Source organism: Allobosea sp. WAO, assembly GCF_001509835.1.
Classification (GTDB): Bacteria; Pseudomonadota; Alphaproteobacteria; order Rhizobiales; family Beijerinckiaceae; genus Allobosea.
The window spans coordinates 1-23,058 of the sequence record NZ_JXTJ01000012.1 but is presented as its reverse complement, the minus strand read 5'-3'; the positions used below and the strand labels follow the sequence as shown (position 1 = coordinate 23,058).

Genomic DNA, 23,058 nt, shown 5'->3' with positions numbered 1-23,058 from the left:
GGCGACAGCGCTAACTCAGCGGCGTTTGCCGGCGACTCGCATTTCCATGTACTGCACGGCCTCGAGCAGCACGCGGCGCGGACGCTCGGCATCGCGCTTGGCCTGCTCGGCCTTGCGGATCGCCTCGCGCTCGATTTCGGCCAGCCGCTCGGCTTCCTCACGAGCGGCCTGCTCGATCGCAGCGAGACGCTCGGCCTCGAGACGAGCCGCTTCCTTCTCGGCATCGCGCACGGCGCGCGCATCGGCGATCGCCTGCCTTTCGGCCCGACGCTGCACCATCACGGGATCATCCGGGCCGGGGCGCTTCTTGAAGCGCTCCAGCAGGGCCTTCTTCGCATTCGCGGAATTGGCCTGGCGATCGGTGAAATGGCGGTCGTTCGGGTTCTTCAAGGCTTCTCTTCTCTTTGCTGTACGGGCGAGGATGCCGTCCGCGCGCTGCGCTTACGGCAAATCGCCAGACTTTGGTACTGAGCTCAACGCGGGGCTGCTGCGACGCCAGGGCGGGGCTTCAGAACCTTCGGCTTCGGCGCGGCGATCAGGCCTTCGCGCTGAGCCTGCTTGCGGGCGAGCTTGCGAGCGCGACGAATGGCGTCGGCCTTCTCGCGGACGCGCTGCTCCGACGGCTTCTCATAGGCGGCCCGGCGCTTCATCTCGCGAAACACGCCCTCGCGCTGCATCTTCTTCTTCAGAACTCGGAGGGCCTGGTCGACATTGTTGTCGCGCACGAGAACCTGCATGCATTTCTCCTGACAAGGGACTGAATGGGAGGGGCCAAGCAGTCGGCAGTCCCTCGAACTGCGCGGTGCGGTAGCAGACTGAGGCCCAAAGCGCCAGTGCATCCGTGTCCATAAGTGGCAATAAGTCGCCTTTTCACTGCATTTTGTCTGCCGACCGACAGCCCGGCGCGTGCCAATCCCCGATCCGGGGACTACCGGCGCCGGCGACCGCCCGGCCGTAACGCACCCGACGCCACAAATCCAATTACTTGATAATGCTGCATTATTCTGCTTTACCGCTGCAGCCAGCCCTCTAACCGCGCTCGCGCCTGCCCGCCGCGAAAGCGCCAGAGCCGAGCCCACCGACCCGTCGCGCATACCGATGGCCGCCATGCGCCCCGCGCGGCGCCGTCTCCCGCAAACACCGCTCGCAACGCCCGCTCTGCCTGTCGTACGGCTTTACAACCGTCGCGATTTCGCCAAGACGGTACCGCTCGGTACCCGCTTTCCCTGTCCTGCCCGGTCCATCCGCGTGAGCATCCCCGCCCTTCGCCAGTTCCGCCGCGTCGTCGTCAAGGTCGGCTCCTCCCTGCTCGTCGACCGCGCCGGCGGCCGGCTGCGCCATGCCTGGCTCGCGGCGTTGGCGGAGGACCTTGCCGAGCTGCACGCCAGCGGCGCCGATGTGCTCGTCGTCTCCTCGGGCGCGATCGCGCTCGGCCGCACCGTGCTCAAGCTGCCGGCGGGCGCCCTCAAGCTCGAGGAAAGCCAGGCGGCAGCTGCCATCGGCCAGATCGCCCTTGCCCGCAACTGGGCCGAATCGCTCGGCCATCACGGGCTGATCGCCGGGCAGGTCCTGCTGACCCTCGCCGATACCGAGGAACGTCGGCGCTACCTCAACGCCCGCGCCACGCTCGGCCGCCTGCTCGACCTGCGCGCCGTGCCGGTGATCAACGAGAACGACACCGTCGCCACCTCCGAGATCCGCTATGGCGACAATGACCGGCTGGCGGCGCGCGTCGCGACCATGGCCGGCGCCGACCTGCTCGTGCTGTTCTCGGATATCGACGGGCTCTACACCGCCCCGCCGCAATCCGACCCGACTGCGCAGCTGATTCCGGTCGTGCCCGCGATCACGCCCGCGATCGAGGCGATGGCCGGCGGCGCGGCCTCCGAACTCTCGCGCGGCGGCATGCGCACCAAGATAGAGGCCGGCAAGATCGCCACCGCCGGCGGAGCTCACATGCTGATCGCCGACGGGCGCGGCAAGAACCCGCTGCGCCAGGTCGCGCAGGGCGGTCGATGCACATGGTTCCTCAGCGGGTCGACGCCGGCAACGGCGCGCAAGACCTGGATCGCCGGCACGCTCGAGCCGCGCGGCGTGCTTCACGTCGACGAAGGTGCCGCCCGGGCGCTGCGCGGCGGCGCCAGCCTGCTGCCGGTCGGCGTCACCCAGATCGAAGGCAATTTCAGCCGCGGCGACGCCGTGGTCATCCGCGCCGGCGACGGCAGCGAGCTCGGACGCGGGCTGGTCGCCTATGATGCCGAGGAGGCGGGACGCGTCCTCGGCAAGGCCTCCCGCGATATCGCTTCGGTGCTGGGCTATCCCGGCCGGGCCGAGATGATTCACCGGGACGACATGGCGCTACGCCTCGGCTACGATCGCGGCGACCGAGTGGGCACGACGGGATCATGACCAGCAAGAGCGCGACGCGCCCGCCTGAGGCGAGCAACGAGAACGGCGGGATCGTGGCCTTGATGCGCGAGCTCGGCCGGCGCGCCCGCGCCGCCGCCCGCCACCTCGGCACAACCACCGGCGCACAGCGCGACGAGGCCCTGCGCGCCATCGCTGCGGCGCTGCGCGCCCGCTCGGACGCCATCCTCGCCGCCAACCGGCAGGATCTCGACGAAGCCCGCGCCGCCGGCCAGAACGACGCCTATCTCGACCGGCTCGCCCTCGACGAAGCCCGCCTTGCGGCGATCGCCGAAGCCGTCGCCGGCATCGCCGCCCTGCCTGACCCGATCGGCCGAGTGCTGGCGAGCTGGACCCAGCCGAACGGCCTGTTTTTCGAACGCGTCGCGACACCGCTCGGCGTCGTCGCCGTGATTTTCGAAAGCCGCCCGAACGTCACCGCCGATGCCGGCGCCCTGTGCCTCAAGAGCGGCAATGTCGCGATCCTGCGCGCCGGCTCCGACAGCTTCCGGACCTCGACCGAGATCGCTGCCGCGATGCAGGACGGGCTTGTCGCCGCCGGCCTGCCGCGTGATGCGATCCAGCTCGTGCCCAGCCGCGACCGCTCCGCCGTTGGCGAGATCCTTGCCGGGCTTGACGGCAATGTCGACGTCGTCGTGCCGCGCGGCGGCAAGAGCCTGGTCGCGCGCGTACAGTCCGATGCGCGCGTGCCGGTCTTCGCCCATCTCGACGGCAACTGTCATGTCTATGTCCATGCCACCGCCGATCTCGCCATGGCCCGGGAGATCCTGCTCAACGCCAAGCTGCGTCGCACCGGCGTCTGCGGCGCGGCGGAGACGTTGCTCGTCGACGAAGCCTGCGCCGCAACGCATCTGAAGCCGCTGCTCGCCGCCCTGCTCGACGCCGGCTGCGCGGTGCGGGGCGATGCAGTCTGCCAGACGGCCGACGCCCGGGTCACCCCGGCGAGCGAGGAGGACTGGGGCACCGAATATCTCGACCGCATCATCGCGGCGAAGGTCGTTCCGAACCTCGATGCGGCGATCGATCATATCGAGCGCTACGGCTCCCACCACACCGACGCCATCGTCGCCCAGGACGAGGCGGCGGCGCGGCGCTTCCTCGCCGAGGTCGACTCGGCGATCGTCCTGCACAATGCCTCGACCCAGTTCGCCGATGGCGGCGAATTCGGCTTCGGCGCCGAGATCGGCATCGCCACTGGCCGCATGCATGCGCGCGGCCCGGTCGGCGTCGAGCAGCTCTGCTCGTTCAAATACTGCGTCCACGGCCGGGGCCAGACGCGCCCGTGAGCACCGATGATCTGCGCCTGCCGCCCTACGCGCCCGGCCTGCGCATCGGCCTGTTCGGCGGCTCCTTCAATCCGGCCCATGACGGGCACAGGATGGCGAGCCTGACGGCGCTGCGCCGGCTCCAGCTCGACCGCGTCTGGTGGCTGGTGAGCCCCGGCAATCCGCTGAAGGACAACCGCGCCTTGCCGCCTCTGGCCGAGCGCATCGCCTTCGCCCGCAACCTCGCCGACCATGGCCGGATCCACATTACCGGCGTCGAGGCCAACCTGCGCACCCGTTATACTGCCGACACGCTGCGCGCGCTGAAGCGGCGCTGCCCCGGCGTGCGTTTCGTCTGGATTATGGGCTCCGACAATCTCGCCAGCTTCCACCGCTGGAACGAGTGGCGCACCATCGCCAGGATGATGCCGATCGCCGTGATCGACAGGCCGGGCTCGACCCATCGCTCGGTCTCTTCGCCTGCCGGCAACTGGCTGGCGCGCTGGCGGCTTCCCGAGAATCAGGGCGGCGCGCTCGCCGTGCGCACCCCTCCCGCCTGGATCTTCCTACACGGCAAGCGCTCGGACCTTTCCTCGACGCAATTGCGCGAAAACGCCGAAAACGATTGAATTATGCCCCCTGAAAGCGTAGATTGGACAGGTCGCGCCCTGAGCGCGTCGTCACGTGAGGACACGGCTCTGACCCGTCAAAACCTCGGCGAAGCAGGCTCCGAGCCGCTGGCGCCGGCCACCGCAGCTGATCATCCGGCCGCGGCCGGCGTAACCCTTGCGCGCCAGGTCCTAGAGGACATGAAGGCCGAGGACATCACGGTCATCGACCTCGTCGGGAAGACTTCGCTGGCCGACGCCATGATCATTGCATCCGGCACGGTCAACCGTCACGTCGGCGCGATCGCGGACAGTCTCGTCGAGGCCTTCAAGAAGGCCGGCCAGCCCTCCCCCAAGATCGAGGGCGTCCCCGCTTGCGACTGGGTGCTGATCGACACCGGCGACATCATCATCCACGTCTTCCGTCCGGAAGTGCGCCAGTTCTACAACCTCGAGAAGATGTGGGGCGCCGACCGGCCGCATGAGCGCCTGGTCGGTTAGAGCAGGATGCGAAAAAGTGGGAACCGGTTTTTCGCATGAATCCTGCTCCAGCTCTTTGGACAGAGACGGATTCAGCACTCAAATGGCAGGGCTTCGCACTGCCATTTGAGTGCATCCGGATCTGAAGCCGGCCGTCCATGCGCCTTTCGATCATCGCAATCGGCCGCCTCAAGGACGGGCCGGAACGCGACCTCTGCACGCGCTACCATGAGCGCGCCAGCGGGCTCTCGCGGAGCCTGGGCTTCACCGGCCCGGACATCGTCGAGATCGCCGAGAGCCGCGGCCGTCGTAGCGAGGAACGCCGCAACGAAGAGGCGCGACTGATCGCCGAGCGCCTGCCGCAGGGCCTCGTCATCGCGCTCGATGAACGCGGCAAGAACCTCGGCAGCGAAGCTTTCGCCGGCAAGATCGCCGCGGCGCGCGACGCCGGCACGCCGGCCGCGACCCTGCTGATCGGCGGCGCCGACGGGCTCGCGGAGGAATTGCGGGCCCGCGCCGGGCTGGTGCTGTGCTTCGGCGCCCTGACCATCCCGCACCAGATCGTCCGGGCGCTGGCCCTCGAACAGCTCTATCGGGCGATGACGATCATGGCCGGACACCCTTATCATCGCGCATGACCCGCCCCTTCCGGCCGATTCGCAAACGCTTTCGCCGGCATGGCCTCTGGCCGCTGCTGCTCGGCGCCTGTCTCGCGGCCGGCCCCGCGCTCGGCCAGGCGGCCGACCCGCCTGAACAGGAACAGGTCAGCCGCGAGACCGAGCAGAAACAGCAGGAAAAGCGCGCGCGCGAAACCGAGCTCAAGGCGATCGAGGAGCGGCTCGCCGGCAATGCCGAGGCCCGCGCCAAGCTCGAGGCCGAGATCGCCGGCATCCGCGCCGACCGGGCCCGCCTCAATGCCGCGCTGCTCGAGACCACCGCCAAGACGCAGTCCGCGGAGGCTCGCATCGCGGCCCTGGAGCAGCGCCTCGCCCTGTTCCAGAACAGCGAGACGGCGATCCGTCGCTCGCTCGAAAGCCGGCGCGGCCTGATCGGCGAGGTGCTGGCGGCCCTGCAGCGCATCGGCCGCCGCCCGCCTCCCGCGGTGCTGGTCCGGCCGGAGGATATTCTCGAAGCCGTCCGCGCCTCGATGCTGCTCGGCGCCGTCGTGCCCGATCTGCGCCAGGAGATCGCGATCCTCGCCACCGATCTCGGCGAGCTGGTGCGGCTGCGCGAGGGCATCGCCGGCGAGCGCAAGGCGATCAGCGCCGAGATGGAAGGTCTCGCCGGTGAGCGCCAGCGCCTCGCCTCGCTGGTCGAGGCCAGGCGCGAGCGCGAGGCCAGCGCCGCCAAGGACATCGAGGCCCAGCGCGGCACCGCCGGCACCCTGGCGGCACAGGCCAAGACACTGCGCGACTTCGTCGAGCGCATGGAGAAGGAGATCTCGGTCGCCAACCGCGCCGCCGAGGCCGCCCGTCAGGCACTCGAGAACGAGACGCGCGAACAACGCCAGCGCATGGCGGCCCTTGCTTTCCGCGACCCGGCGCGGCTCGCCCCGAAGATCGCCTTCGCCGAGACGCGCGGGATGCTGCCGCACCCGGTAGCGGGATCACAATTGCGTGGATTCGGGGTTAACGACGCGATCGGCGTCGCGACGCGCGGAATATCGCTTTCTACCCGTCCGAATGCCGTCGTTTCGTCACCTTCGGATGCCTGGGTAGTCTATGCTGGGCCGTTCCGGTCCTTTGGCCAACTCTTGATACTGAATGCCGGCAATGGTTACTATATCCTTCTGGCGGGCATGCAGCGTATCGATGTCTCGCTGAATCAGTTCGTGCTCGCGGGCGAACCGGTAGCGGTCATGGGCGAGACCGCCGAAGCGGCGGCGGCAAATGTAGGAGCGGGAGCCGGCGAGCCGGTTCTCTATGTCGAGTTCAGAAAAGACGGCGTCTCGATCGATCCGACGCCGTGGTGGAAAAAACCGCAAAGCGAAAAGGTTCGCGGATGATGCGCAAGGTCTCTCTCGTTCTCGCAGGCGCGATCGCCGGCGCCGGCCTCACCGGCCTCGCGACGCAAACGGGCCTGCTTTCCTCGACCAGCGCGGTCGCGGCCTCGGCGGAGGTCTATCGCAGCCTCAACCTGTTCGGCGACATCTTCGAGAAAATCCGCACCGACTATGTCGAGAAGCCGGATGAGCAGAAGCTGATCGAGGCCGCCATCAACGGCATGGTCTCCTCGCTTGATCCGCACTCGGCGTTCCTCGACGCCAAGAGCTTCCGCGACATGGATATCGACATGCGCGGCCAGTTCGGCGGCCTCGGCATCGAGGTCACCATGGAGGACGGCGTCCTCAAGGTCGCCAAGCCGATCCGCGACACGCCCGCCGCCAAGGCCGGCATCCTGGCTGGCGACATCATCCGACAGATCGACGGCGACGAGGTCAAGGGTCTCAGCCTGAACCAGGCGGTTGAGAAGATGCGCGGCATCATCAACACCCAGGTCAAGCTGAAGATCGAGCGCGCCAAGTCCGAGCCGCTGGAGTTCACCCTGACCCGTTCGAACATCGTCGTCCCGGCGGTGGAGGAACGCGCCGAGGGCGATGTCGGCTATATCCGCATCGGCACCTTCAGCGAGCAGACCTATGAGGGCCTGCGCAAGGGCATCGAGAAGCTCAACGCCGAGATCGGCGCCGACAAGCTCAAGGGCTACATCATCGATCTCCGCAACAATCGCGGCGGCCGTCTCGACCAGTCCGTCCTGGTGTCCGACGCCTTCCTCGAGCGCGGCAAGATCGTCTCGACCCGCGGCCGCAACGCCGAGGAAACGCAGGTCTTCAACGCCAAGTCGGGCGACCTGACCAAGGGCAAGCCGGTCGTCGTGCTGATCAACGGCTCCTCGGCCTCGGCGGCGGAAATCGTCGCCGGCGCGCTGCAGGACCACAAGCGCGCCACCGTCATGGGCTCGCGCTCCTTCGGCAAGGGCTCGGTGCAGACCGTGATCCGCCTCGGCGACCAGGGTGGCCTGCGCCTGACCACGGCGCGCTACTACACGCCGTCGGGCAACTCGATCCAGGCCAAGGGCATCACCCCGGACATCGAGATCATCCAGGACGTCCCGGCCGAGCTGAAGGACAAGGTCGAAAACAAGGGCGAGGCCTCGCTCAAGGGCCATCTACGCTCCGGCGACGGCAAGGAGGAGCAGTCCGGCTCCGCGTCCTACGTCCCGGCCGATGCCAGCAAGGACACGCAGCTGATCGCGGCGCTGAACCTGCTGCGCGGCGTCAAGAAGGACACCGCCGCTGCGGCGCCCAACGCTCCGGCCCAGACGCCGGAGGCTCCCAAGGCCGATGCTGCCCCGAGCGAAGCGCCCAAGCCGAACTGATCGCGCCTGAAGGACTGCCGCGCCATGACCATTGGCGCGGCACGCCCACGAGAGTTTGTTACCGCCGCCGCTGATTGCCGGTTGATTCCACATGGAATCATCCGACTCTAGGGCGGCGGACTGATTCGTGTCCGCGCCCGATCAGCGAGGACGGCTTCTTGGCCGGAATGCCGCTCAGCGAACTCGACCAGCCTCTCGGCCGGAACCGGCGCGCGCGTCCGCGCCCGCCCGTCGGTCGCTGGCTGTCGCGCGCGCTCGTGGGCGCACTCATCGTCACCTTCACCGGCCTGACGCTCTATGCCGCCTTGCGGCGCGATCCCGATGGCGGCGAGCCTATGGCCACCGCCGCGATCCGCGAAAGGCCGCGAGCCCCGGAAACGGCGGCTACCGCCCCTGACAGCGGCCGACGCGAAGCGCCGCAAGGCCCTGCCAGCGCGCGCCAGCTCGAAACCGAATCCGGCGTCACCGTAGTCCGGCCCGGCGCCGACGAGACGGATATCCCCGGCGCCATCGTCATCACCGTCCCTGACGAGGGCACGATCAAGCTGGCGCCTTCCCCGGACAAGCGCCTGGTCGAGCGCACGCGGCACGGCTTCCTGCCAAAGGTCGGCCCGGACGGCGCGACGCCGGCGCAGGTCTATGCCCGCCCGCTCGGCCCCGCCCCCGCGACCAAGCCCGCGGGCCGCATCGCGATCATGGTCGGCGGCCTCGGCATCAGCCAGAGTTCGACCAGCGAGGCGATCGCGCGCCTGCCCGGCGCCGTCTCCCTCGCCTTCGCGCCCTATGGCGCCGATCTCGAGAAGACCGCGGCTCGCGCCCGCGCCGAAGGCCACGAGGTCTTCCTCCAGGTGCCGATGGAGCCTTTCGACTATCCCGACAACGACCCGGGGCCGCACACTCTGCTCACAGGCCCGAAGGGCGCCGACAATCTCGACCGCTTGCAATGGGCGCTCGGACGCTTCACCGGCTATGTCGGCATCGTCAATTTCCTCGGCGGCCGCCTGACGGCCGACGATGCCGCCCTGACGCCGCTGCTGCGCGAGGTCGCCGGCCGCGGCCTGATGGTGATCGATGACGGCTCCTCGCCACGCAGCCAGCTCGCCCCGGCGGCGACGCGGGCGCAGATCCCGGCCTTGAAGGCCGATCTCGCCCTCGACGGCACGCCGCGCGCCGACGCCATCGACAAGGAACTGCAGCGGCTGGAGACGCTCGCCCGAGAGAACGGCGTTGCGGTCGCGACCGCCAGCGCCCTGCCGGTCACGGTCGAGCGCATCACGCGCTGGGCGAGAACCCTCGAGGCCAAGGGCCTCGCCATCGTGCCGGTCAGCGCCGCGCGCGGCTTCCGCAACCCTTCGAGCACCGGCTCCCTGAAATGACCACCAACCCGCCCGCCGGCTACCGCCCCTGCGTCGGCCTAGCCCTGTTCGGCCGCGACGGCCGCGTCTTCATCGGCCGCCGCGCCAATCGCAATCAGCGCGAGCATGTCGCCCCCGGCCATGAATGGCAGATGCCGCAGGGCGGCATCGATCGCGGCGAACAGCCCCTGCAGGCGGCCTATCGCGAATTGCGCGAGGAGACCAATGTCAGCTCGGTCTCGCTTCTGGCCGAGGCGCCGGACTGGCTGAGCTATGATCTGCCGCGCGAGATCGGCAAAGAGGCCTGGCGCGGGCGCTATCGCGGCCAGTCGCAGAAATGGTTCGCCTTCCGCTTCGAGGGCGAGGAGGACGAGATCGACATCGCCAACCCCGCCGGCGGCCACAAGGCGGAGTTCGATTCCTGGCGCTGGGCCCCGCTGGCCGACACGCCCGAGCTGATCATCCCGTTCAAGCGCGAGGTCTACCGCGAGGTCGTGCGGCTTTTCGCCGGCTTCGCCCGCCCCTGAGGGCCGCCTCCCGTTAAACGACGAAGACCCGGCAAGGCAGACACCTTGCCGGGCCCGGAAGCCCGCCGCCCGTCAGGGGCGACGATCAGTTACGCGCATCTCGTCACTTGCGGGCCGAGTCGAGCTGCTCGTGGTTCTTCTCGACCGCCTGCGCCTTGAGATAGCTCTCGATCAGCAGCTGATAGGCCGGGAAGATCTTGGTGTAGACGCCGGCCCATTCCTGGGCGTCCTCCCGGTTCCAGGTCTTCTGGATCTCGGAGGCCACGGCCGCAGTGTCCATCGGGACGACCCCGGCCTGGACGACGCGGGCCAGGGTGATCTCCTGCGCCATCTTCGAATAGGTGCCGGAGGCATCGATCACCGCGAAGACCTTGTAGCCGTCCTGCGCCGCCGAGATCGCCGGGAAGGCCATGCAGACCGAGGTGATCGTGCCGGCGATAATCAGGGTCTTACGGCCGGTCGCCTTCACCGCCGCAACGAAGTCGGGATTGTCCCAGGCGTTGATCTCGCCCCTGCGCGCCACATACTTGGCATGCGGGGCATTGGCGTGAATCTCAGGGATCAGCGGTCCGTTCGGGCCCTGCGGCACCGAGGCGGTGGTGATCACCGGGATGTTCGCGAGCGTGGCCATCTTTGCCAGCGCCGCCGCATGATTGCGCAGAACCGGCATCGGCATGTCGCCGACCGTCTGGAACAGGCCGCTCTGATGGTCGATCAGCAGCATTACCGCATCATTCGGGTCGATCACCGGGCGCTGGCCGTTGAAGTTGGCGACATTGGTATTGGTGGTCATGAGGATCTCCTGTCTGCCTGCCCTTGTTCAGGGGCTGAAATTCACTTCGACGCCTTGGTCGTGGTGTAGCTGTCGATCAGGTTGCGGTAGTCGGGGATGTGGTTGGCGAAGAGCGTGCCCAGCCCCTCGACATCGTTGCGCCAATCGCGATGCAGCTCGCAGGCGACGCCGAACCAGGTCATCAGCTGCGCGCCGGCCTTGGACATGCGGTCCCAGGCGGAGTGGCGGGTGACCTCGTTGAAGGTGCCGGAAGCGTCGGTGACGACGAAGACCTCGTAGCCCTCTTCGAGAGCGGCGAGCGCCGGGAAGGCGACGCAGACCTCGGTGACGATGCCGGCGATGATGAGCTGCTTGCGGCCCGTCGCCTTCACCGCCTTGACGAAGTCCTCATTGTCCCAGGCGTTGATCTGGCCGGGACGGGCGATGAACGGGGCGTTCGGCAGCTTGGCCTTCAGCTCCGGCATCAGCGGGCCGTTGGGGCCGTCTTCGAAGCTGGTGGTGAGGACCGAGGGCAGCTTGAAGTACTGGGCGATGTCGGCCAGCGCCAGCACGTTGTTCCGGAACGCGTCCGGCCCGAAATCGCGCACCAGCGACGAGAGCCCGGCCTGATGGTCGACGAGGAGGACGGCTGCCTTGTCCTTGTCGAGACGCTTGTAGGTCATCGATATGCTCCTTGCTTGACGAGAATTCTGCCCGCATCAAGAGGCCATCGGGCGATGGCCTGACGCCGGTCATGCGCGGGAAAACACGACCGTCGAAAGGGAGCGGCACTGGCCGCGGCAGGTGGGTCAGGCGGGGATCGCCCCGAACTTTCCGGCCCGGAAATCGGCGAAGGCCTGATTCAGCTCTTCGGCCGTGTTCATGACGAAAGGACCGCGCATCGCGACCGGTTCGTCGATCGGCTCGCCGCCGAGCAGCAGCAGGGTGGCGTCGCTCGATGCCTCGATGCCGACGACACCGCCATGGCGGTCGAGCAGGACGAACTGGCCGTCCCGTGCCGTCGACGTTCCATTGACGAGAACCGTGCCGCGCAACACCGCGAGCCCGACCATGTGGCCTTCCGGCAGGTCAAGGGCGACCGCCTTGCCCCGCTTCAGGCGAAGATCCCAGAGCTCGATCGGCGTGAAGCTGCGGGCCGGGCCCCTGTGCCCGAGATACTCGCCGGCGATGACGCGCAACTGGCCGCCCCCGGGCAGGTTGACCGAGGGAATCTCTCGGTCGAGCAGCGTCTGGTAGCCCGGGGCGGCATTCTTGTGCTGCGCCGGCAGGTTGACCCAGAGCTGCACCATGTCGAGCGTGCCGCCGCGCTGGGTGAAGCCCTGTGAATGGAATTCCTCGTGCAGTATGCCGGACGCAGCCGTCATCCACTGGACATCGCCCGGGCCGATCAGGCCGCCGGCGCCGGTCGAGTCGCGATGCTCGACCTCGCCCTGATAGACAATCGTCACGGTCTCGAAACCGCGATGCGGATGCACGCCGACGCCGCGGGGCTGCTCGGCCGGTGCAAACGCGGCCGGGCCGGCATGGTCGAGATGCAGGAAGGGGCTGACATGCTCGCCCTGCACCGCATGCGAAAGCATGGAGCGCACCGGAAACCCGTCTCCGACCCATTGCGGTTCCGGGCTGCTGTAGATGCCTCGAACCTGTCTCACTGCGCTTCTCCTGCTCGGTCGCCGCTTGAGCGATCCAACTGAGGAGGAACTTACGCCTGGGACAAAACTCGCAGTAGGCGCGCCATTGGGCTACAATGTCCTGAATTTAGGACAGTAGGGTCGGCGCCACGATGCAGGATCTCAACGACCTCCGCTTTTTCGTCGAGGTGGTGGAGCAGAACGGCTTCTCCGCCGCGGCCCGCAAGCTTGACATGCCGCGCTCGCGCCTCAGCCGCCGCATCGGCCTGCTCGAGGAGAGCCTGGGCGTGCGCCTGATCCAGCGCTCGACACGCCAATTCGTGGTCACCGAAATCGGCCGGGAATTCTATCGCCATTGCCTGGCGATGGTGGTGGAGGCAGAGGCCGCGCAGGAAGCGATCGAGCGCATGCGCGCCGAACCGCAGGGCATCGTGCGGGTGAGCTGTCCCGCTTCGATCATCTACTTCCAACTCGGAGACATGATCTCGCGCTTCATGGCGAAACATCCCAAGGTCGCGGTCCATCTCGAGAGCACCAACCGGCGCGTCGATGTGATCCGGGAGGGCTTCGACATGGCGGTGCGCGTGCGCTTTCCGCCGCTCGACGACAGCGAACTGGTGATCCGCAAATTCGCCACCAGCCGGCAGCGGCTGGTCGCGAGCCCTGCCCTGGTCGAAGGCTGCTTCGCGCGCCCGCTGGTTCCAGCCGATCTCTCGGCCATGCCGAGCCTCGCCTGGGAAGCGGCGCATGCCAGCCATGAATGGTCACTCGACGGACCGGGTGGTGCCACCGCCATGATTCCGCACAAGCCGCGGCTGGTGACCGAGGACATGGTGGCGCTCAGGCAGGCGGCACTGACGGGCATCGGCGTCTGCCAGTTCCCGACCATGGTGATCCGCGACGACCTCAAGGCGGGCCGGCTGATCGACATCCTGCCGCAATGGACGCCGCGCGCCGGCATCCTGCATGCCGCTTTCCCGTCCCGGCGCGGTCTCCTGCCTTCGGTGCGCAGCCTGCTCGACTTCCTGGCGACGGAGTATGCTGCCCTCGACCGGCTGGAAGAGCAGGATGAGGAAGTGGCAAGGAGCGCCTGACCGCGCGCTCTTCTGCGCGCGGGCTATCCCTTTCGCGCTTGGCTCCCCGCCGTTCAGACGCTGAAGGCGAGCTCCGGACCGACGGGGACGATGCCGCTGGGATTCAGAGTGCGGTGGCTCTGGTAGTAGTGACGCTTGATATGGCCGAGGTTCACGGTTCCGCGGACACCCTCGCGCTCGAGAAGCGCGCGGACATAGGCCGACAACCGCGGATAGTCGGCGATGCGCCGGATATTGCACTTGAAGTGTCCCACATAGACCGGATCGAAGCGGATCAGGGTGGTAAACAGCCGCCAATCGGCTTCGGTGATCTGCTCTCCGGTCAAATAGCACCGCGTCGTCAGGCGCTCCTCGAGCCAGTCCAGCGTCTCGAACAGCGGCAGCACGCCTTCCTCATAGGCCGCCTGCGTCGTCGCAAAACCGGCGCGGTAGACCCCGTTGTTGACGGTCGCGTAGATGCGCTCGTTCAGCGCGTCGATCTCGGGCCGCAGCGCCTCCGGATAATAGTCTCCCGCCTTCGCCCCGACGCCGTCGAAAGCGGAGTTCAGCATGCGGATGATCTCGGAGGATTCGTTGTTGACGATCGTGCCGGTCTTCCTGTCCCAGAGCACCGGCACGGTGACGCGGCCGGAATAGGTCGGCTCGGCCCTGGTATAGACCTCGTGCAGATAGCGCGCGCCGCCGATCGGGTCGGGAACGACGCCCTCACCTTCCGCGAAAGTCCAGCCCTGCTCGGCCATCAGCCAGTGCACGACCGAGACGTCGATGAGATCAGCGAGCCCCTTCAGCTGGCGGAAGATCAGCGTGCGATGCGCCCAGGGGCAGGCCAGCGAGACATAGAGCAGATAGCGCCCGGCCTCGGCCTTGAAGCCGCCCCGGCCGCTCGGACCGGGCGAGCCATCTGCCGTCACCCAGTTGCGGAAGGCGCTCTCCTGGCGGATGAAGCGCCCACCGCTTTCCTTCGTCTCGTACCAGCGATCGTGCCAACGGCCATCGACGAGCAACCCCATAGCGATCTCCCAGCGCGGCGCGATCGCTCGGTGATCGGCCGGATATCCGATCATCCCGTATGAAGGCGCTTTGAGCCAGGGTCGTGGCTGCGGCGGGGTCGTGAACAGGCCGCGACGCTTCAGCGCGCAGGACCCGGCCGGTACGGTTGCCCGCACCTGCCAGGCCCGCTGCTTCCGGCCTCAGCCGGACGCCTCGGCGGAGAGCGGCGCCATCTTCCCTGCCCTCTTCCGGCGTGCGAGCCACCAGGGCAGGGCGACGATCAGCGCCGCCGCGATCCACAGGATGATCGAGATCGCACTGTCGACGAGGATCGAAGGGTCTCCGCCGGAAATCGCCAGCGCATTGCGCAGATTGGTCTCCAGCACCTTGCCGAGGACGAAGCCCAGCACGATCGGCGCCATGTCGAAGCCGAGCTTGCGCAGGCCCCATCCGACGACCCCGATGCCGAGCATGATCAGCACCGACATCACGCTGGAATAGGCCGTGTAGACGCCGAGCACCGAGAGAATGACGATCGCCGGGATCAACCACATGTTCGGCACCTGCAACATCCGCGCGAAGACGCCGATCAGCGGGATGTTCATCAGCAGCAGGAGGACGTTGCCGACATACATCGAGGCGATCAGTCCGCCGGCGATCTCCGGCCTCTCGGTGAAGAGCTGCGGCCCCGGGGTGATGTTGTAGAGCATCAGCGCGCCCAGCATCACCGCCGTCGTTCCAGAACCCGGCACGCCGAGGGTCAGCATCGGCACGAAGGCACCGCCCGCCGCCGCGTTGTTGGCGGCCTCGGGCGCCGCGATGCCGCGCAGATCGCCCTTGCCGAAGGTGCCGCGGTCGAGCAGCCGCTTCTCGGTGGTGTAGGCGACGGCGCTCGCGACCGAGGCCCCGGTCCCCGGCAACACACCGATGACGAAGCCGCTCGCCGAGCTGCGGATCGTCGGCCAGAACGAGGCCTTGATGTCAGCCCAGCTCGGAAAACCCTTCCCGACCGGGATCGGCTTCAACCGGCCGGCCATCTGGTGCTCCAGCATCAGCAGCACCTCGGAGATCGAGAACAGGCCGATGACGAGGATGATGAATTCGATCCCGTCATGCAGCTCCGGCTGGTCGAGGGTGAAGCGATAGGCCCCCGAGGTCGGATCGAGCCCGATCGTCGTCAGCAACAGGCCGAGCGTACAGCCGATCAATGTCTTGATCGGCTCATGTCCCACCATCGAGGCGAGCGTCGCGAAGGCGAAGACCATCAGCGCGACATATTCGGCCGGGCCGAACTTGATCGCGATCAGCCCGAGCGCCGGCGCAAAGAAGGTCAGGCCGATCACGGCGAGAATGCCGCCGACGAAGGAGGATAGCGCCGATATCGTCAGCGCCTCGGCCGCCCGGCCCTGGCGCGCCGCCGGATAGCCGTCGACAGCGGTCATCACCGCCCCGGCATCGCCGGGCACGTTGAGCAGGATCGAGGAGATCCGCCCGCCATATTCGGCGCCGTAATAGACGGCCGCCAGCAGGATCATCGTGCTTTCCGGCGGCAGCTTGGCGGCGAAGGCGATCGGCAGGAGCAGCGCGATGCCGTTGATCGGGCCGATCGCCGGCAGCGCGCCGATGATCGTGCCGAGGAAGCAGCCGATCAGGCCGAAGGCGAGATTCTGCGGCTGCAGGGCGACACTGAAGCCGGTCCAGAGATAGTCGAGCGACATCGTCTCAGCCCCCCGAGAACAGCGTGCCCATCGGCAGATAGGTGCCGAGCGCGTATTTGAAGCAGATGAACCAGAACGCCGCCTGGGCGACGCCGATGAAGGCCGCGCCCGGCACGGTCGCGCCGAAGAGATAGGCGGTGACGCCGATCAGCACGGTCATCGCCGGCAGGAAGCCGACGAGGTCGAGCAGCGCCACCGTGGCGAAGCAGGTCACGATGAAGCAAAGGCTGCGCAACAGCAGCGGCCCTTGCGGGAAGGCCTCGGCCTCGCCCGGCCGGAACCAGTAGTAGAGCGCGAACAGCGCCAGCGCCCCCGACAGGATCAGCGGCACGGCCTTCGGCCCGAGCGGGTCGGAGGAGAAGGCATAGTCGATCTGCGTCGCGGCCCCCCCCAGCCCGATTGCGATGGCAAGCAGGATCGCGGCCGCGATCTTCCCCGAGCGGTTCGTCGTCGGCGTCGCGTGCGCCATGTCTTCTCCTCCCGTCATGCTTGATCGCGGCTCAGAGGCCGGCTTCCTTGGCGAGGTCGCGGAAGCGCTGCACGTCCTTCTGCACGGTGTCGTGGAAGGCCTGGCCCATCTCGTCGAACGGATAGAGGCCGCGGGCCTCGCGCTCGCGCTGGAATTCCGGCGTCGTCACGAGCTTGCGGAAGGTGTCGACCCACCAGACGTACTCGGCATCGCTGACCTTCGGCCCGACATAGAAGCCGCGCCAGATCGGCCAGACGATGTCGTAGCCCTGCTCCCTGGCGGTCGGGACCTCGGCGAGATCGCCCGGCAGGCGCTTGTCGGACATCACCGCGAGAATCCGGATCTTGCCCGCCTTGTGGTTGGCGACCATCTCCGAAGCGTCGCCGGAGGCGATCTTGATGAAGCCGCCCTGCAGATTGGTCTGCACTGCGCCGCCACCCTCGAGCGCGACATAGCGGATCGACTTGGCGGGTACGCCGGCGGCCTTGGCCAGAACCGCGGCCTTCATCCAGTCCTGGCTGCCGACGGCGCCGCCGCCGCCGACCGGAAACTCGTTCGGCGCCTTGCCGAAGGCCTCGACCAGCTCCTTCAGCGTCTTGACCGGCGAGTTAGCCGCGACCGCGACGATGCCGTAATCGGCACCGACCGAGGCGACCCAGCGCACAGCCGTCGCATCGTGATGACCGAACTTCTTCTGGGCGAGCAGCAGCGCCGAGCCGGACGAGGTCGCCGTCACCAGCCCACCATCGCTCGGCCTCGTGCCGACGACATGGTTATAGGCGACGGCGCCGACACCACCTTCCATATAGGTCACCGCCATCGGCCGCTCGATCAGCTTGGCGGCCGTCAGAGCATTGGCGGCGAGGCGGCAGGTCAGGTCGAAGCCGCCGCCGGGCTTGGCGCCGACAAGGCACTCGGTCTTGTCCGGTGCAGCAGTTGCGCCGGAGATCCCGAGAGCACAAAACAGCATCGCGGCAAAAACAAATCGCATTTATTCCTCCCATACTCACGCAGACAGCAGACATTATTCGCCGCAGATGCGCGTCGTTGTATTGAATCGAGCCATAAACTTGAGATCGCACAAGTCGTGCGTAAGCCAATTCTATTCGTGAGCGCTCATCTCACTTCCTCCCGAACGTTTTTTTGTTATGCTTCCTATGAGTGGCGTTTGCTCATAGGACAGGCAGCTGTCATGAAGCTGTCACGGGAGTCTTGGCCTCGGCATGCGCATCCTGCTGATCGAAGATACCAGCGATGTCGGCGAAGCGATCGTCGCGCGCTTCGTGCGTGGCGGTCATGCCGTCGACTGGGAGGTCGATGGCCAGGCCGCCGCCGAGATTCTCGACTTCACGAACTATGATCTCGTCATCCTCGACATCATGCTGCCCGGCCTCGACGGCTTCAGCATCCTGAAGCGTCTGCGCAGCAAGCAGTCGCAGACCCCGGTGCTCGTCCTGACCGCGCGCTCTGAAGTCGAGGACCGGGTCAGTGCGCTGGATCTCGGCGCCGATGATTATCTCGTGAAGCCCTTCGATTTCCGCGAACTCGAAGCACGGGCCCGCGTGCTGCTGCGCCGCCGCGAAGGCAACACGACGAATGTGCTTGCCTGCGGCGACATCATGATCGACCGCAATGTCCGCGTCGTGCGCATCGGCAACCGCGAGGTCGGGCTGAAGCGCCGCGAACTGACCCTGCTGGAGATCCTGGCGGCGCGGCCGGGCAAGGTCTTCAGCAAGGACGAGCTGCTAGACCAGCTCTTCGGCTTCGACGAGGCCCCCGGCCCCAATGCGATCGAGCTCTATGTCGGGAGGCTCAGGCGCAAGCTCGAAGGCGCGCGGGCCGAGATCCGGACTATCCGGGGCCTGGGCTATCAACTGGTGGCGCATGAAGGCGCGTGATCCCTCTCTCTTCACGCGGCTTGCAGTCACCATCGCCCTGGTCCTGGCTGTCGGCGCGGCCGGGCTGACTTCGCTCGCCTGGTACTCCGCCCGCACGGCAGCCGACGAGGCCTATGACCGCCTGCTGGTCGGCGCTGCCCTGCAGATCGCCGAGGCGCTCACCGTCCAGAACGGCGAGCTCACGGTCGATCTGCCGCTCTCCGCCTTCGAGATGCTCGCCCTCTCCGATCGCGACCGCATCTTCTATCGGCTCGTCGGGCCGAAGGGCGAATTGCTGACCGGCTATCCGGATCTGCCCGTGCCGGCATCCAGCGGCGAGCGCCGCGACCGACCGGTGGTTTCCGACGGCATGTTCCGCGACGTCGCGGTGCGGATCGCCTCGGTCGGGCGCTCCTTCGCCGGCGCCGACGTCCAGGGCTGGGCCCAGGTCGTCGTCGCCCAGACCCGTGAGGCCCGCTTCTCGCTCGCCCGCGACCTGACCTTGAACGCGACCGGGCTCGTCCTGATCATGAGCGGCATCGCCTTCGGCGGGGTGATCTTCGCGCTGCGCTATTCGCTGAAGCCTTTGACCCGCATCGAGACGGCGCTGACCCAGCGCGACCCGCAGGACCTGACGCCGCTCTCGCTGGAGACGCCGCGCGAAATCCGCGCTTTGGTCGGCTCGATCAACCATTTCATGAGCCGGCTCGGCGAGCGCATGGAGCTGATGCAGCGCTTCATCGCCGATGCCGCCCACCAGATCCGGACGCCGCTGACGGCGCTTTCCGGGCAGGTCGATCTGCTCGCCCACGAAACCGAGGCCAGCCGCCAGCGCCATCATCTCGAACGGGTCCAGGCTCGCACAAAGCAGCTCGGACGCCTGACCAACCAGCTCCTCAGCCATGCGATGGTCATCCACCGCAGGGAAGCCGTCCCCTTCGAGCGCATCGACCTCGTCAGGGTTGCAAGGCTCGCTTTGCGCAACACCGTCCCGGTCTCACTCAACCCCGATATCGTGATCTCCTTCGAGGCCCCGGATACCGCGCTGCCGATCCGGGGCGATCGCGTCAGCGTCCGCGAGGCGATCTCCAACATCCTCGACAATGCCGTCCAGCACGGCGCTGTCGCGCGCCTGGAGATCACGCTGCGCCGCTCCGGTTCCTCCGCGATCGTCGAGGTCCATGATGACGGCCCCGGCATCCCGCGCAGCCAATGGGCGCTGGTCACACAGCGCTTCGCCAAGGACCCGTCCGGGCGCCGCAGCGGCGGCCTCGGGCTCGCCATCACCTCGGAAGTCGCCGCAACCCATCAGGGCCAGCTTTCCTTCCTGGAGCGCGACGGCAAAGGCTTCACCGTCGCCCTGAGCTTTCCCTTGGCTGACCCGGACGAGGCCCAGTGATGTGCACGAAACCGAGCCTCCCGGCCGCGCTCCTGACGATCATCCTCGCCCTCGCATGGCTCCCCCGCCCTGCCCTCGCCCAGGACACGAAGCACTTCCCGGCGCGGGCGAGCGAGGTCGATACCCTCACCATCCACGCCGCCGCCGACATCGCCGCCATGCAGCCGCTGATCGAGGGCTTTCAGGAGCGTCATCCGAACTGGGCGGTGACCTATGTCGAATACGTCACCAACGACCTCGTCCTCGCCGCCACAAGAGCCTGCGAGACGGGGCAGATCCTCGGCGACGTGCTGCTCTCTTCGGCGGTCGACCATCTCGTCAAGCTCGCCAATGACGGCTGTGCCCGGGCGCTGCGCTCGGATGCGGCGCGCGCCTTGCCGCATTGGGCGAACTGGCGCGACGAGGTCTTCGGCTTCACCTTCGAGCCCGCCGTCATCGCTTACAACTACGATGCCGTCCCGCCCGAGGACGTGCCGCGCACCCGCGTCGAGCTCGCCGAATTGCTGCGCTCGAAGGAGGATGTCTATCGCGGTCGGATCGGCACCTATGATCCGCGTCGCTCCGGCATCGGCTATCTCCTCACCATCTGGGATGCCCGCCAGACCAGCGCCTATGGCCGCCTGATCGAGAGTTTCGGCCGCGCCCGGGCCGTTGTCCATTGCTGCACCAGCGAGCTTCTGGACGAGCTGGAGCGCGGGCGCCTCTTGATCGGCTACAACCTGCTCGGCTCCTACGCCTATGCGAGGATCAAGGCCGGAGCCCGCCTGCGGCTGGTGCTGCCGCGCGACTACACGGTGGTGCTGAGCCGCGGCGCGATGATCCCCGCGGTCGCGCGCCGCCCCGCTCTCGCCAGCGCCTTCGTCGAGTTCATCCTGTCGCCGGAGGGGCAGCGCATCAGCCGCGAGCGCGCCTTCTTCTTCTCGATCGACGGCGCCTCGCCGGTCGAGGTCGACGGCCCCTCCTCGATCATCAGCGCCGGCCTGTTCCGGCCGATAACCATCGGCCCGTCCCTGCTCGCGGTCTATGACGAGGCCCGCCGCACCCGCTTTCTGGCGGAATGGACGCGCTCGGTCGTTACCGTGCCGCCCCGGGACTGACGGCCTCCCTCATTCCGCGGCTGATTTCTGGGTGTATCCGAGGTTCCGGTTGAGTTCGTCGAGGAGCTTTTCGGCGGCGTCGGCGATCACGGTTCCCGGCGGGAAGATCGCGCTGGCGCCGGCCTGGATCAGGCTCTCGAAGTCCTGCGGCGGGATCACGCCACCGACCACGATCATGATGTCGGGTCGCCCGGCCTGGGCGAGCGCCGCCTTGAGCTCCGGCACCAAAGTGAGGTGGCCGGCGGCGAGCGAGGAGACGCCGATGATGTGGACGTCGTTCTCGACGCCCTGGCGCGCTGCCTCCTCGGGGGTGGCGAAGAGCGGGCCGATATCGACGTCGAAGCCGAGATCGGCGAAGGCCGAGGCGATCACCTTCTGGCCGCGATCATGCCCGTCCTGGCCCATCTTGGCGACGAGGATGCGCGGCCGGCGCCCGTCCGCCTCCTCGAAGGCCTCGGTCATCGCCTGCACCCGTGCGACCGCAGGGTTCATCGTGCCGACCTCCCGCTTGTAGACCCCCGAGATCGCCTTGATCTCGGCCCGGTGGCGCCCGAACACGCGCTCCAGCGCCAGCGAGATCTCGCCGACCGTCGCCTTGGCCCGCGCCGCCTTGACCGCCCGATGATCGCCTGCTGGCCGCCATCGATGCGCGCCTGCGTCTTGGCGGCGGCCTCCTCGATCCGCAGCTTCGGGATGCCGGCCTCGATCGCCTTGGCCATGCCGCCCAGCGCCTCGACTTCCTGGATGTGCGCCCAGGCCTTGGCGGCGAGCTCGGCGGTCAATCGCTCGACATAATAGGAGCCGCCCCAGGGATCGATGATCCGGGTCGTGCCGCTCTCCTGCTGCAGCAGGATCTGGGTGTTGCGGGCGATGCGGGCCGAAAAATCGGTCGGCAAGGCGAGCGCCTCGTCGAGCGCATTGGTGTGCAGCGACTGGGTGTGCCCTTGCGTCGCCGCCATCGCCTCGATCATCGTGCGCGGCACATTGTTGAACACGGCCTGCGCCGTCAGCGACCAGCCGGAGGTCTGGCAATGAGTGCGCAGCGGCAGCGACTTCTCGTTCTTGGCGCCAAAGTCCTTGACGAGCTTCGCCCAGATCAGCCTTGCCGCCCTGAGCTTGGCGACCTCCATGAAGAAGTTCATGCCGATCGCCCAGAAGAACGACAGGCGCGGCGCGAACACGTCGACGCTGAGGCCGGCGCGCTGGCCGGCGCGGATATACTCGACGCCGTCGGCGAGGGTGTAGCCGAGTTCCAGGTCCTGCGTCGCCCCGGCCTCCTGCATGTGGTAGCCGGAGATCGAGATCGAGTTGAACTTCGGCATGTTGGCCGAGGTATAGGCGAAGATGTCGCCGATGATCCGCATCGAGGGGCCGGGCGGATAGATATAGGTGTTGCGGACCATGAACTCCTTGAGGATGTCGTTCTGGATGGTCCCCGAGAGCTTTGCCGCCGGCACGCCCTGTTCTTCCGCGGCGACGATGTAGAGCGCCAGCACGGGGAGCACCGCGCCGTTCATCGTCATCGAGACGCTCATCTCACCGAGCGGGATGCCGGAGAACAAAGTGCGCATGTCGTAGATCGAATCGATCGCGACGCCGGCCATGCCGACATCGCCGCCGACGCGCGGATGGTCGCTGTCATAGCCGCGATGGGTGGCAAGATCGAAGGCGACCGAGAGCCCCTTCTGCCCGGCGGCGAGGTTCCTCCGGTAGAAGGCGTTCGAATCCTCGGCGGTGGAGAAGCCGGCATATTGCCGGATCGTCCAGGGCTGGTTGACATACATGGTCGGGTAGGGCCCGCGCAGATAGGGCGGCAGGCCGGGCAGGCTGTCGACGAAGGAAAGCCCCTCGCGGTCCTCAGCCGTATAGACCGGCTTCACCGCAATCCCCTCCGGCGTCTGCCAGAAGTCGCCGGTCGCGGGCGAGGTGGTCTGCGTGGCCGCGCCACCG

22 protein-coding genes and 1 pseudogene are annotated in these 23,058 nt (G+C 67.6%); 13 read left to right on the top strand and 10 right to left on the bottom strand.

Annotated elements, in window-relative coordinates; all coding sequences use genetic code 11:
- Window positions 1-15: 15 nt before the first annotated feature.
- Together DK26_RS29435 and rpsU are read right to left on the bottom strand one after the other, a co-directional pair.
- On the bottom strand, window positions 16-390 hold the full coding sequence (locus DK26_RS29435) for a DUF6481 family protein (RefSeq protein WP_066476958.1): 375 nt from the start codon (window positions 388-390) through the stop codon (window positions 16-18).
- A gap of 83 nt (window positions 391-473) precedes the next feature.
- Window positions 474-737: a 30S ribosomal protein S21 gene (gene rpsU, locus DK26_RS21665; RefSeq protein ID WP_066476955.1), complete on the bottom strand. Its 264-nt coding sequence runs from the start codon at window positions 735-737 to the stop codon at window positions 474-476.
- A 511-nt stretch (window positions 738-1,248) separates the two neighbouring features.
- Here rpsU and proB point away from each other — a divergent pair.
- The 9 genes from proB to DK26_RS21620 all read left to right on the top strand — a co-directional run bounded on the left by proB (window position 1,249) and on the right by DK26_RS21620 (window position 10,040).
- Window positions 1,249-2,409: a glutamate 5-kinase gene (proB, locus tag DK26_RS21660; RefSeq protein WP_248310068.1), complete on the top strand. Its 1,161-nt coding sequence runs from the start codon at window positions 1,249-1,251 to the stop codon at window positions 2,407-2,409.
- Window positions 2,410-2,471: 62 nt separating this feature from the next.
- Window positions 2,472-3,713, top strand: coding sequence for a glutamate-5-semialdehyde dehydrogenase (locus DK26_RS21655; RefSeq protein ID WP_066477662.1), 1,242 nt, complete (start codon window positions 2,472-2,474; stop codon window positions 3,711-3,713).
- The gene (locus DK26_RS21650; RefSeq protein WP_066476952.1) at window positions 3,710-4,321 is read left to right on the top strand and encodes a nicotinate-nucleotide adenylyltransferase; all 612 of its coding nucleotides are present in this window, start codon (window positions 3,710-3,712) and stop codon (window positions 4,319-4,321) included. The genes DK26_RS21655 and DK26_RS21650 overlap by 4 nt, the downstream gene beginning before the upstream one ends.
- A 108-nt stretch (window positions 4,322-4,429) precedes the next feature.
- Window positions 4,430-4,801, top strand: a complete 372-nt coding sequence (rsfS, locus tag DK26_RS28695; protein WP_248310082.1) for a ribosome silencing factor — start codon at window positions 4,430-4,432, stop codon at window positions 4,799-4,801.
- A 137-nt stretch (window positions 4,802-4,938) separates the two neighbouring features.
- Window positions 4,939-5,418, top strand: a complete 480-nt coding sequence (gene rlmH / locus DK26_RS21640; RefSeq protein WP_066476947.1) for a 23S rRNA (pseudouridine(1915)-N(3))-methyltransferase RlmH — start codon at window positions 4,939-4,941, stop codon at window positions 5,416-5,418.
- Entirely contained in the window at window positions 5,415-6,785 is a 1,371-nt protein-coding gene (locus tag DK26_RS21635) for a peptidoglycan DD-metalloendopeptidase family protein (protein WP_083533447.1), read from the top strand. Before rlmH ends, DK26_RS21635 begins: the two co-directional genes overlap by 4 nt.
- Window positions 6,785-8,158 carry a S41 family peptidase gene (locus tag DK26_RS21630; protein WP_066477660.1) on the top strand — a complete coding sequence of 458 codons (1,374 nt, stop codon included), beginning with the start codon at window positions 6,785-6,787 and terminating at the stop codon, window positions 8,156-8,158. The genes DK26_RS21635 and DK26_RS21630 overlap by 1 nt, the downstream gene beginning before the upstream one ends.
- Window positions 8,159-8,325: 167 nt before the next feature.
- A complete protein-coding gene (locus DK26_RS21625) occupies window positions 8,326-9,534 on the top strand; it encodes a divergent polysaccharide deacetylase family protein (protein ID WP_066476945.1) in 1,209 nt (402 codons plus the stop codon).
- Complete coding sequence (locus DK26_RS21620) at window positions 9,531-10,040, top strand: RNA pyrophosphohydrolase (RefSeq protein ID WP_066476936.1); 510 nt, start codon at window positions 9,531-9,533, stop codon at window positions 10,038-10,040. The genes DK26_RS21625 and DK26_RS21620 overlap by 4 nt, the downstream gene beginning before the upstream one ends.
- A 103-nt stretch (window positions 10,041-10,143) precedes the next feature.
- Here the strand turns inward: DK26_RS21620 and DK26_RS21615 are convergent, their stop codons facing one another.
- From DK26_RS21615 to DK26_RS21605, 3 genes are all read right to left on the bottom strand, one after another.
- On the bottom strand, window positions 10,144-10,833 hold the full coding sequence (locus tag DK26_RS21615; RefSeq protein ID WP_066476932.1) for a hydrolase: 690 nt from the start codon (window positions 10,831-10,833) through the stop codon (window positions 10,144-10,146).
- A gap of 41 nt (window positions 10,834-10,874) precedes the next feature.
- Window positions 10,875-11,501 carry an isochorismate family cysteine hydrolase YcaC gene (gene ycaC / locus DK26_RS21610; RefSeq protein ID WP_066476929.1) on the bottom strand — a complete coding sequence of 209 codons (627 nt, stop codon included), beginning with the start codon at window positions 11,499-11,501 and terminating at the stop codon, window positions 10,875-10,877.
- Window positions 11,502-11,621: 120 nt separating this feature from the next.
- Complete coding sequence (locus tag DK26_RS21605; protein ID WP_066476926.1) at window positions 11,622-12,485, bottom strand: pirin family protein; 864 nt, start codon at window positions 12,483-12,485, stop codon at window positions 11,622-11,624.
- 131 nt (window positions 12,486-12,616) lie between these two features.
- On the opposite strand from DK26_RS21605, the gene DK26_RS21600 reads away from it, so the two are divergent.
- Window positions 12,617-13,558: a LysR family transcriptional regulator gene (locus tag DK26_RS21600; RefSeq protein ID WP_066476923.1), complete on the top strand. Its 942-nt coding sequence runs from the start codon at window positions 12,617-12,619 to the stop codon at window positions 13,556-13,558.
- Between the two features lie 53 nt (window positions 13,559-13,611).
- Here DK26_RS21600 and DK26_RS21595 read toward each other — a convergent pair whose 3' ends face one another.
- The 4 genes from DK26_RS21595 to DK26_RS21580 form a co-directional block, all read right to left on the bottom strand.
- The gene (locus DK26_RS21595; RefSeq protein WP_066477652.1) at window positions 13,612-14,568 is read right to left on the bottom strand and encodes a glutathione S-transferase family protein; all 957 of its coding nucleotides are present in this window, start codon (window positions 14,566-14,568) and stop codon (window positions 13,612-13,614) included.
- Window positions 14,569-14,748: 180 nt separating this feature from the next.
- A complete protein-coding gene (locus DK26_RS21590) occupies window positions 14,749-16,266 on the bottom strand; it encodes a tripartite tricarboxylate transporter permease (RefSeq protein ID WP_066476920.1) in 1,518 nt (505 codons plus the stop codon).
- Between the two features lie 4 nt (window positions 16,267-16,270).
- Window positions 16,271-16,735, bottom strand: coding sequence for a tripartite tricarboxylate transporter TctB family protein (locus tag DK26_RS21585; RefSeq protein ID WP_066476918.1), 465 nt, complete (start codon window positions 16,733-16,735; stop codon window positions 16,271-16,273).
- Window positions 16,736-16,766: 31 nt separating this feature from the next.
- On the bottom strand, window positions 16,767-17,726 hold the full coding sequence (locus DK26_RS21580; RefSeq protein ID WP_066476916.1) for a tripartite tricarboxylate transporter substrate-binding protein: 960 nt from the start codon (window positions 17,724-17,726) through the stop codon (window positions 16,767-16,769).
- A 232-nt stretch (window positions 17,727-17,958) separates the two neighbouring features.
- Between DK26_RS21580 and DK26_RS21575 the strand changes: the two genes are divergently transcribed.
- Genes DK26_RS21575 through DK26_RS21565 form a run of 3 tightly spaced genes read left to right on the top strand, consistent with a single transcriptional unit; the run spans window position 17,959 to window position 21,108 of the window.
- Window positions 17,959-18,633 (top strand): response regulator transcription factor, encoded by a 675-nt coding sequence (locus DK26_RS21575; RefSeq protein ID WP_066476914.1) that lies wholly within the window; start codon window positions 17,959-17,961, stop codon window positions 18,631-18,633.
- A complete protein-coding gene (locus tag DK26_RS21570) occupies window positions 18,620-20,011 on the top strand; it encodes a sensor histidine kinase (protein ID WP_066476912.1) in 1,392 nt (463 codons plus the stop codon). The genes DK26_RS21575 and DK26_RS21570 overlap by 14 nt, the downstream gene beginning before the upstream one ends.
- On the top strand, window positions 20,011-21,108 hold the full coding sequence (locus DK26_RS21565; RefSeq protein ID WP_066476910.1) for an ABC transporter substrate-binding protein: 1,098 nt from the start codon (window positions 20,011-20,013) through the stop codon (window positions 21,106-21,108). Before DK26_RS21570 ends, DK26_RS21565 begins: the two co-directional genes overlap by 1 nt.
- Window positions 21,109-21,117: 9 nt before the next feature.
- On the opposite strand, the pseudogene scpA reads toward DK26_RS21565, so the two are convergent.
- Window positions 21,118-23,058, bottom strand: a pseudogene (gene scpA, locus DK26_RS21560) (methylmalonyl-CoA mutase); the annotation flags it as partial.

What these genes read in the sequence shown, in the direction of transcription:
- rpsU (WP_066476955.1), bottom strand. Translation starts at nt 737, where the DNA reads ATGCAGGTTCTCGTGCGCGACAACAATGTCGACCAGGCCCTCCGAGTT.
- DK26_RS21655 (WP_066477662.1), top strand. Translation starts at nt 2,472, where the DNA reads ATGCGCGAGCTCGGCCGGCGCGCCCGCGCCGCCGCCCGCCACCTCGGC.
- rlmH (WP_066476947.1), top strand. Translation starts at nt 4,939, where the DNA reads ATGCGCCTTTCGATCATCGCAATCGGCCGCCTCAAGGACGGGCCGGAA.
- DK26_RS21635 (WP_083533447.1), top strand. Translation starts at nt 5,415, where the DNA reads ATGACCCGCCCCTTCCGGCCGATTCGCAAACGCTTTCGCCGGCATGGC.
- DK26_RS21630 (WP_066477660.1), top strand. Translation starts at nt 6,785, where the DNA reads ATGCGCAAGGTCTCTCTCGTTCTCGCAGGCGCGATCGCCGGCGCCGGC.
- DK26_RS21625 (WP_066476945.1), top strand. Translation starts at nt 8,326, where the DNA reads ATGCCGCTCAGCGAACTCGACCAGCCTCTCGGCCGGAACCGGCGCGCG.
- DK26_RS21620 (WP_066476936.1), top strand. Translation starts at nt 9,531, where the DNA reads ATGACCACCAACCCGCCCGCCGGCTACCGCCCCTGCGTCGGCCTAGCC.
- DK26_RS21615 (WP_066476932.1), bottom strand. Translation starts at nt 10,833, where the DNA reads ATGACCACCAATACCAATGTCGCCAACTTCAACGGCCAGCGCCCGGTG.
- DK26_RS21600 (WP_066476923.1), top strand. Translation starts at nt 12,617, where the DNA reads ATGCAGGATCTCAACGACCTCCGCTTTTTCGTCGAGGTGGTGGAGCAG.
- DK26_RS21595 (WP_066477652.1), bottom strand. Translation starts at nt 14,568, where the DNA reads ATGGGGTTGCTCGTCGATGGCCGTTGGCACGATCGCTGGTACGAGACG.
- DK26_RS21590 (WP_066476920.1), bottom strand. Translation starts at nt 16,266, where the DNA reads ATGTCGCTCGACTATCTCTGGACCGGCTTCAGTGTCGCCCTGCAGCCG.
- DK26_RS21585 (WP_066476918.1), bottom strand. Translation starts at nt 16,735, where the DNA reads ATGGCGCACGCGACGCCGACGACGAACCGCTCGGGGAAGATCGCGGCC.
- DK26_RS21580 (WP_066476916.1), bottom strand. Translation starts at nt 17,726, where the DNA reads ATGCGATTTGTTTTTGCCGCGATGCTGTTTTGTGCTCTCGGGATCTCC.
- DK26_RS21575 (WP_066476914.1), top strand. Translation starts at nt 17,959, where the DNA reads ATGCGCATCCTGCTGATCGAAGATACCAGCGATGTCGGCGAAGCGATC.
- DK26_RS21570 (WP_066476912.1), top strand. Translation starts at nt 18,620, where the DNA reads ATGAAGGCGCGTGATCCCTCTCTCTTCACGCGGCTTGCAGTCACCATC.
- DK26_RS21565 (WP_066476910.1), top strand. Translation starts at nt 20,011, where the DNA reads ATGTGCACGAAACCGAGCCTCCCGGCCGCGCTCCTGACGATCATCCTC.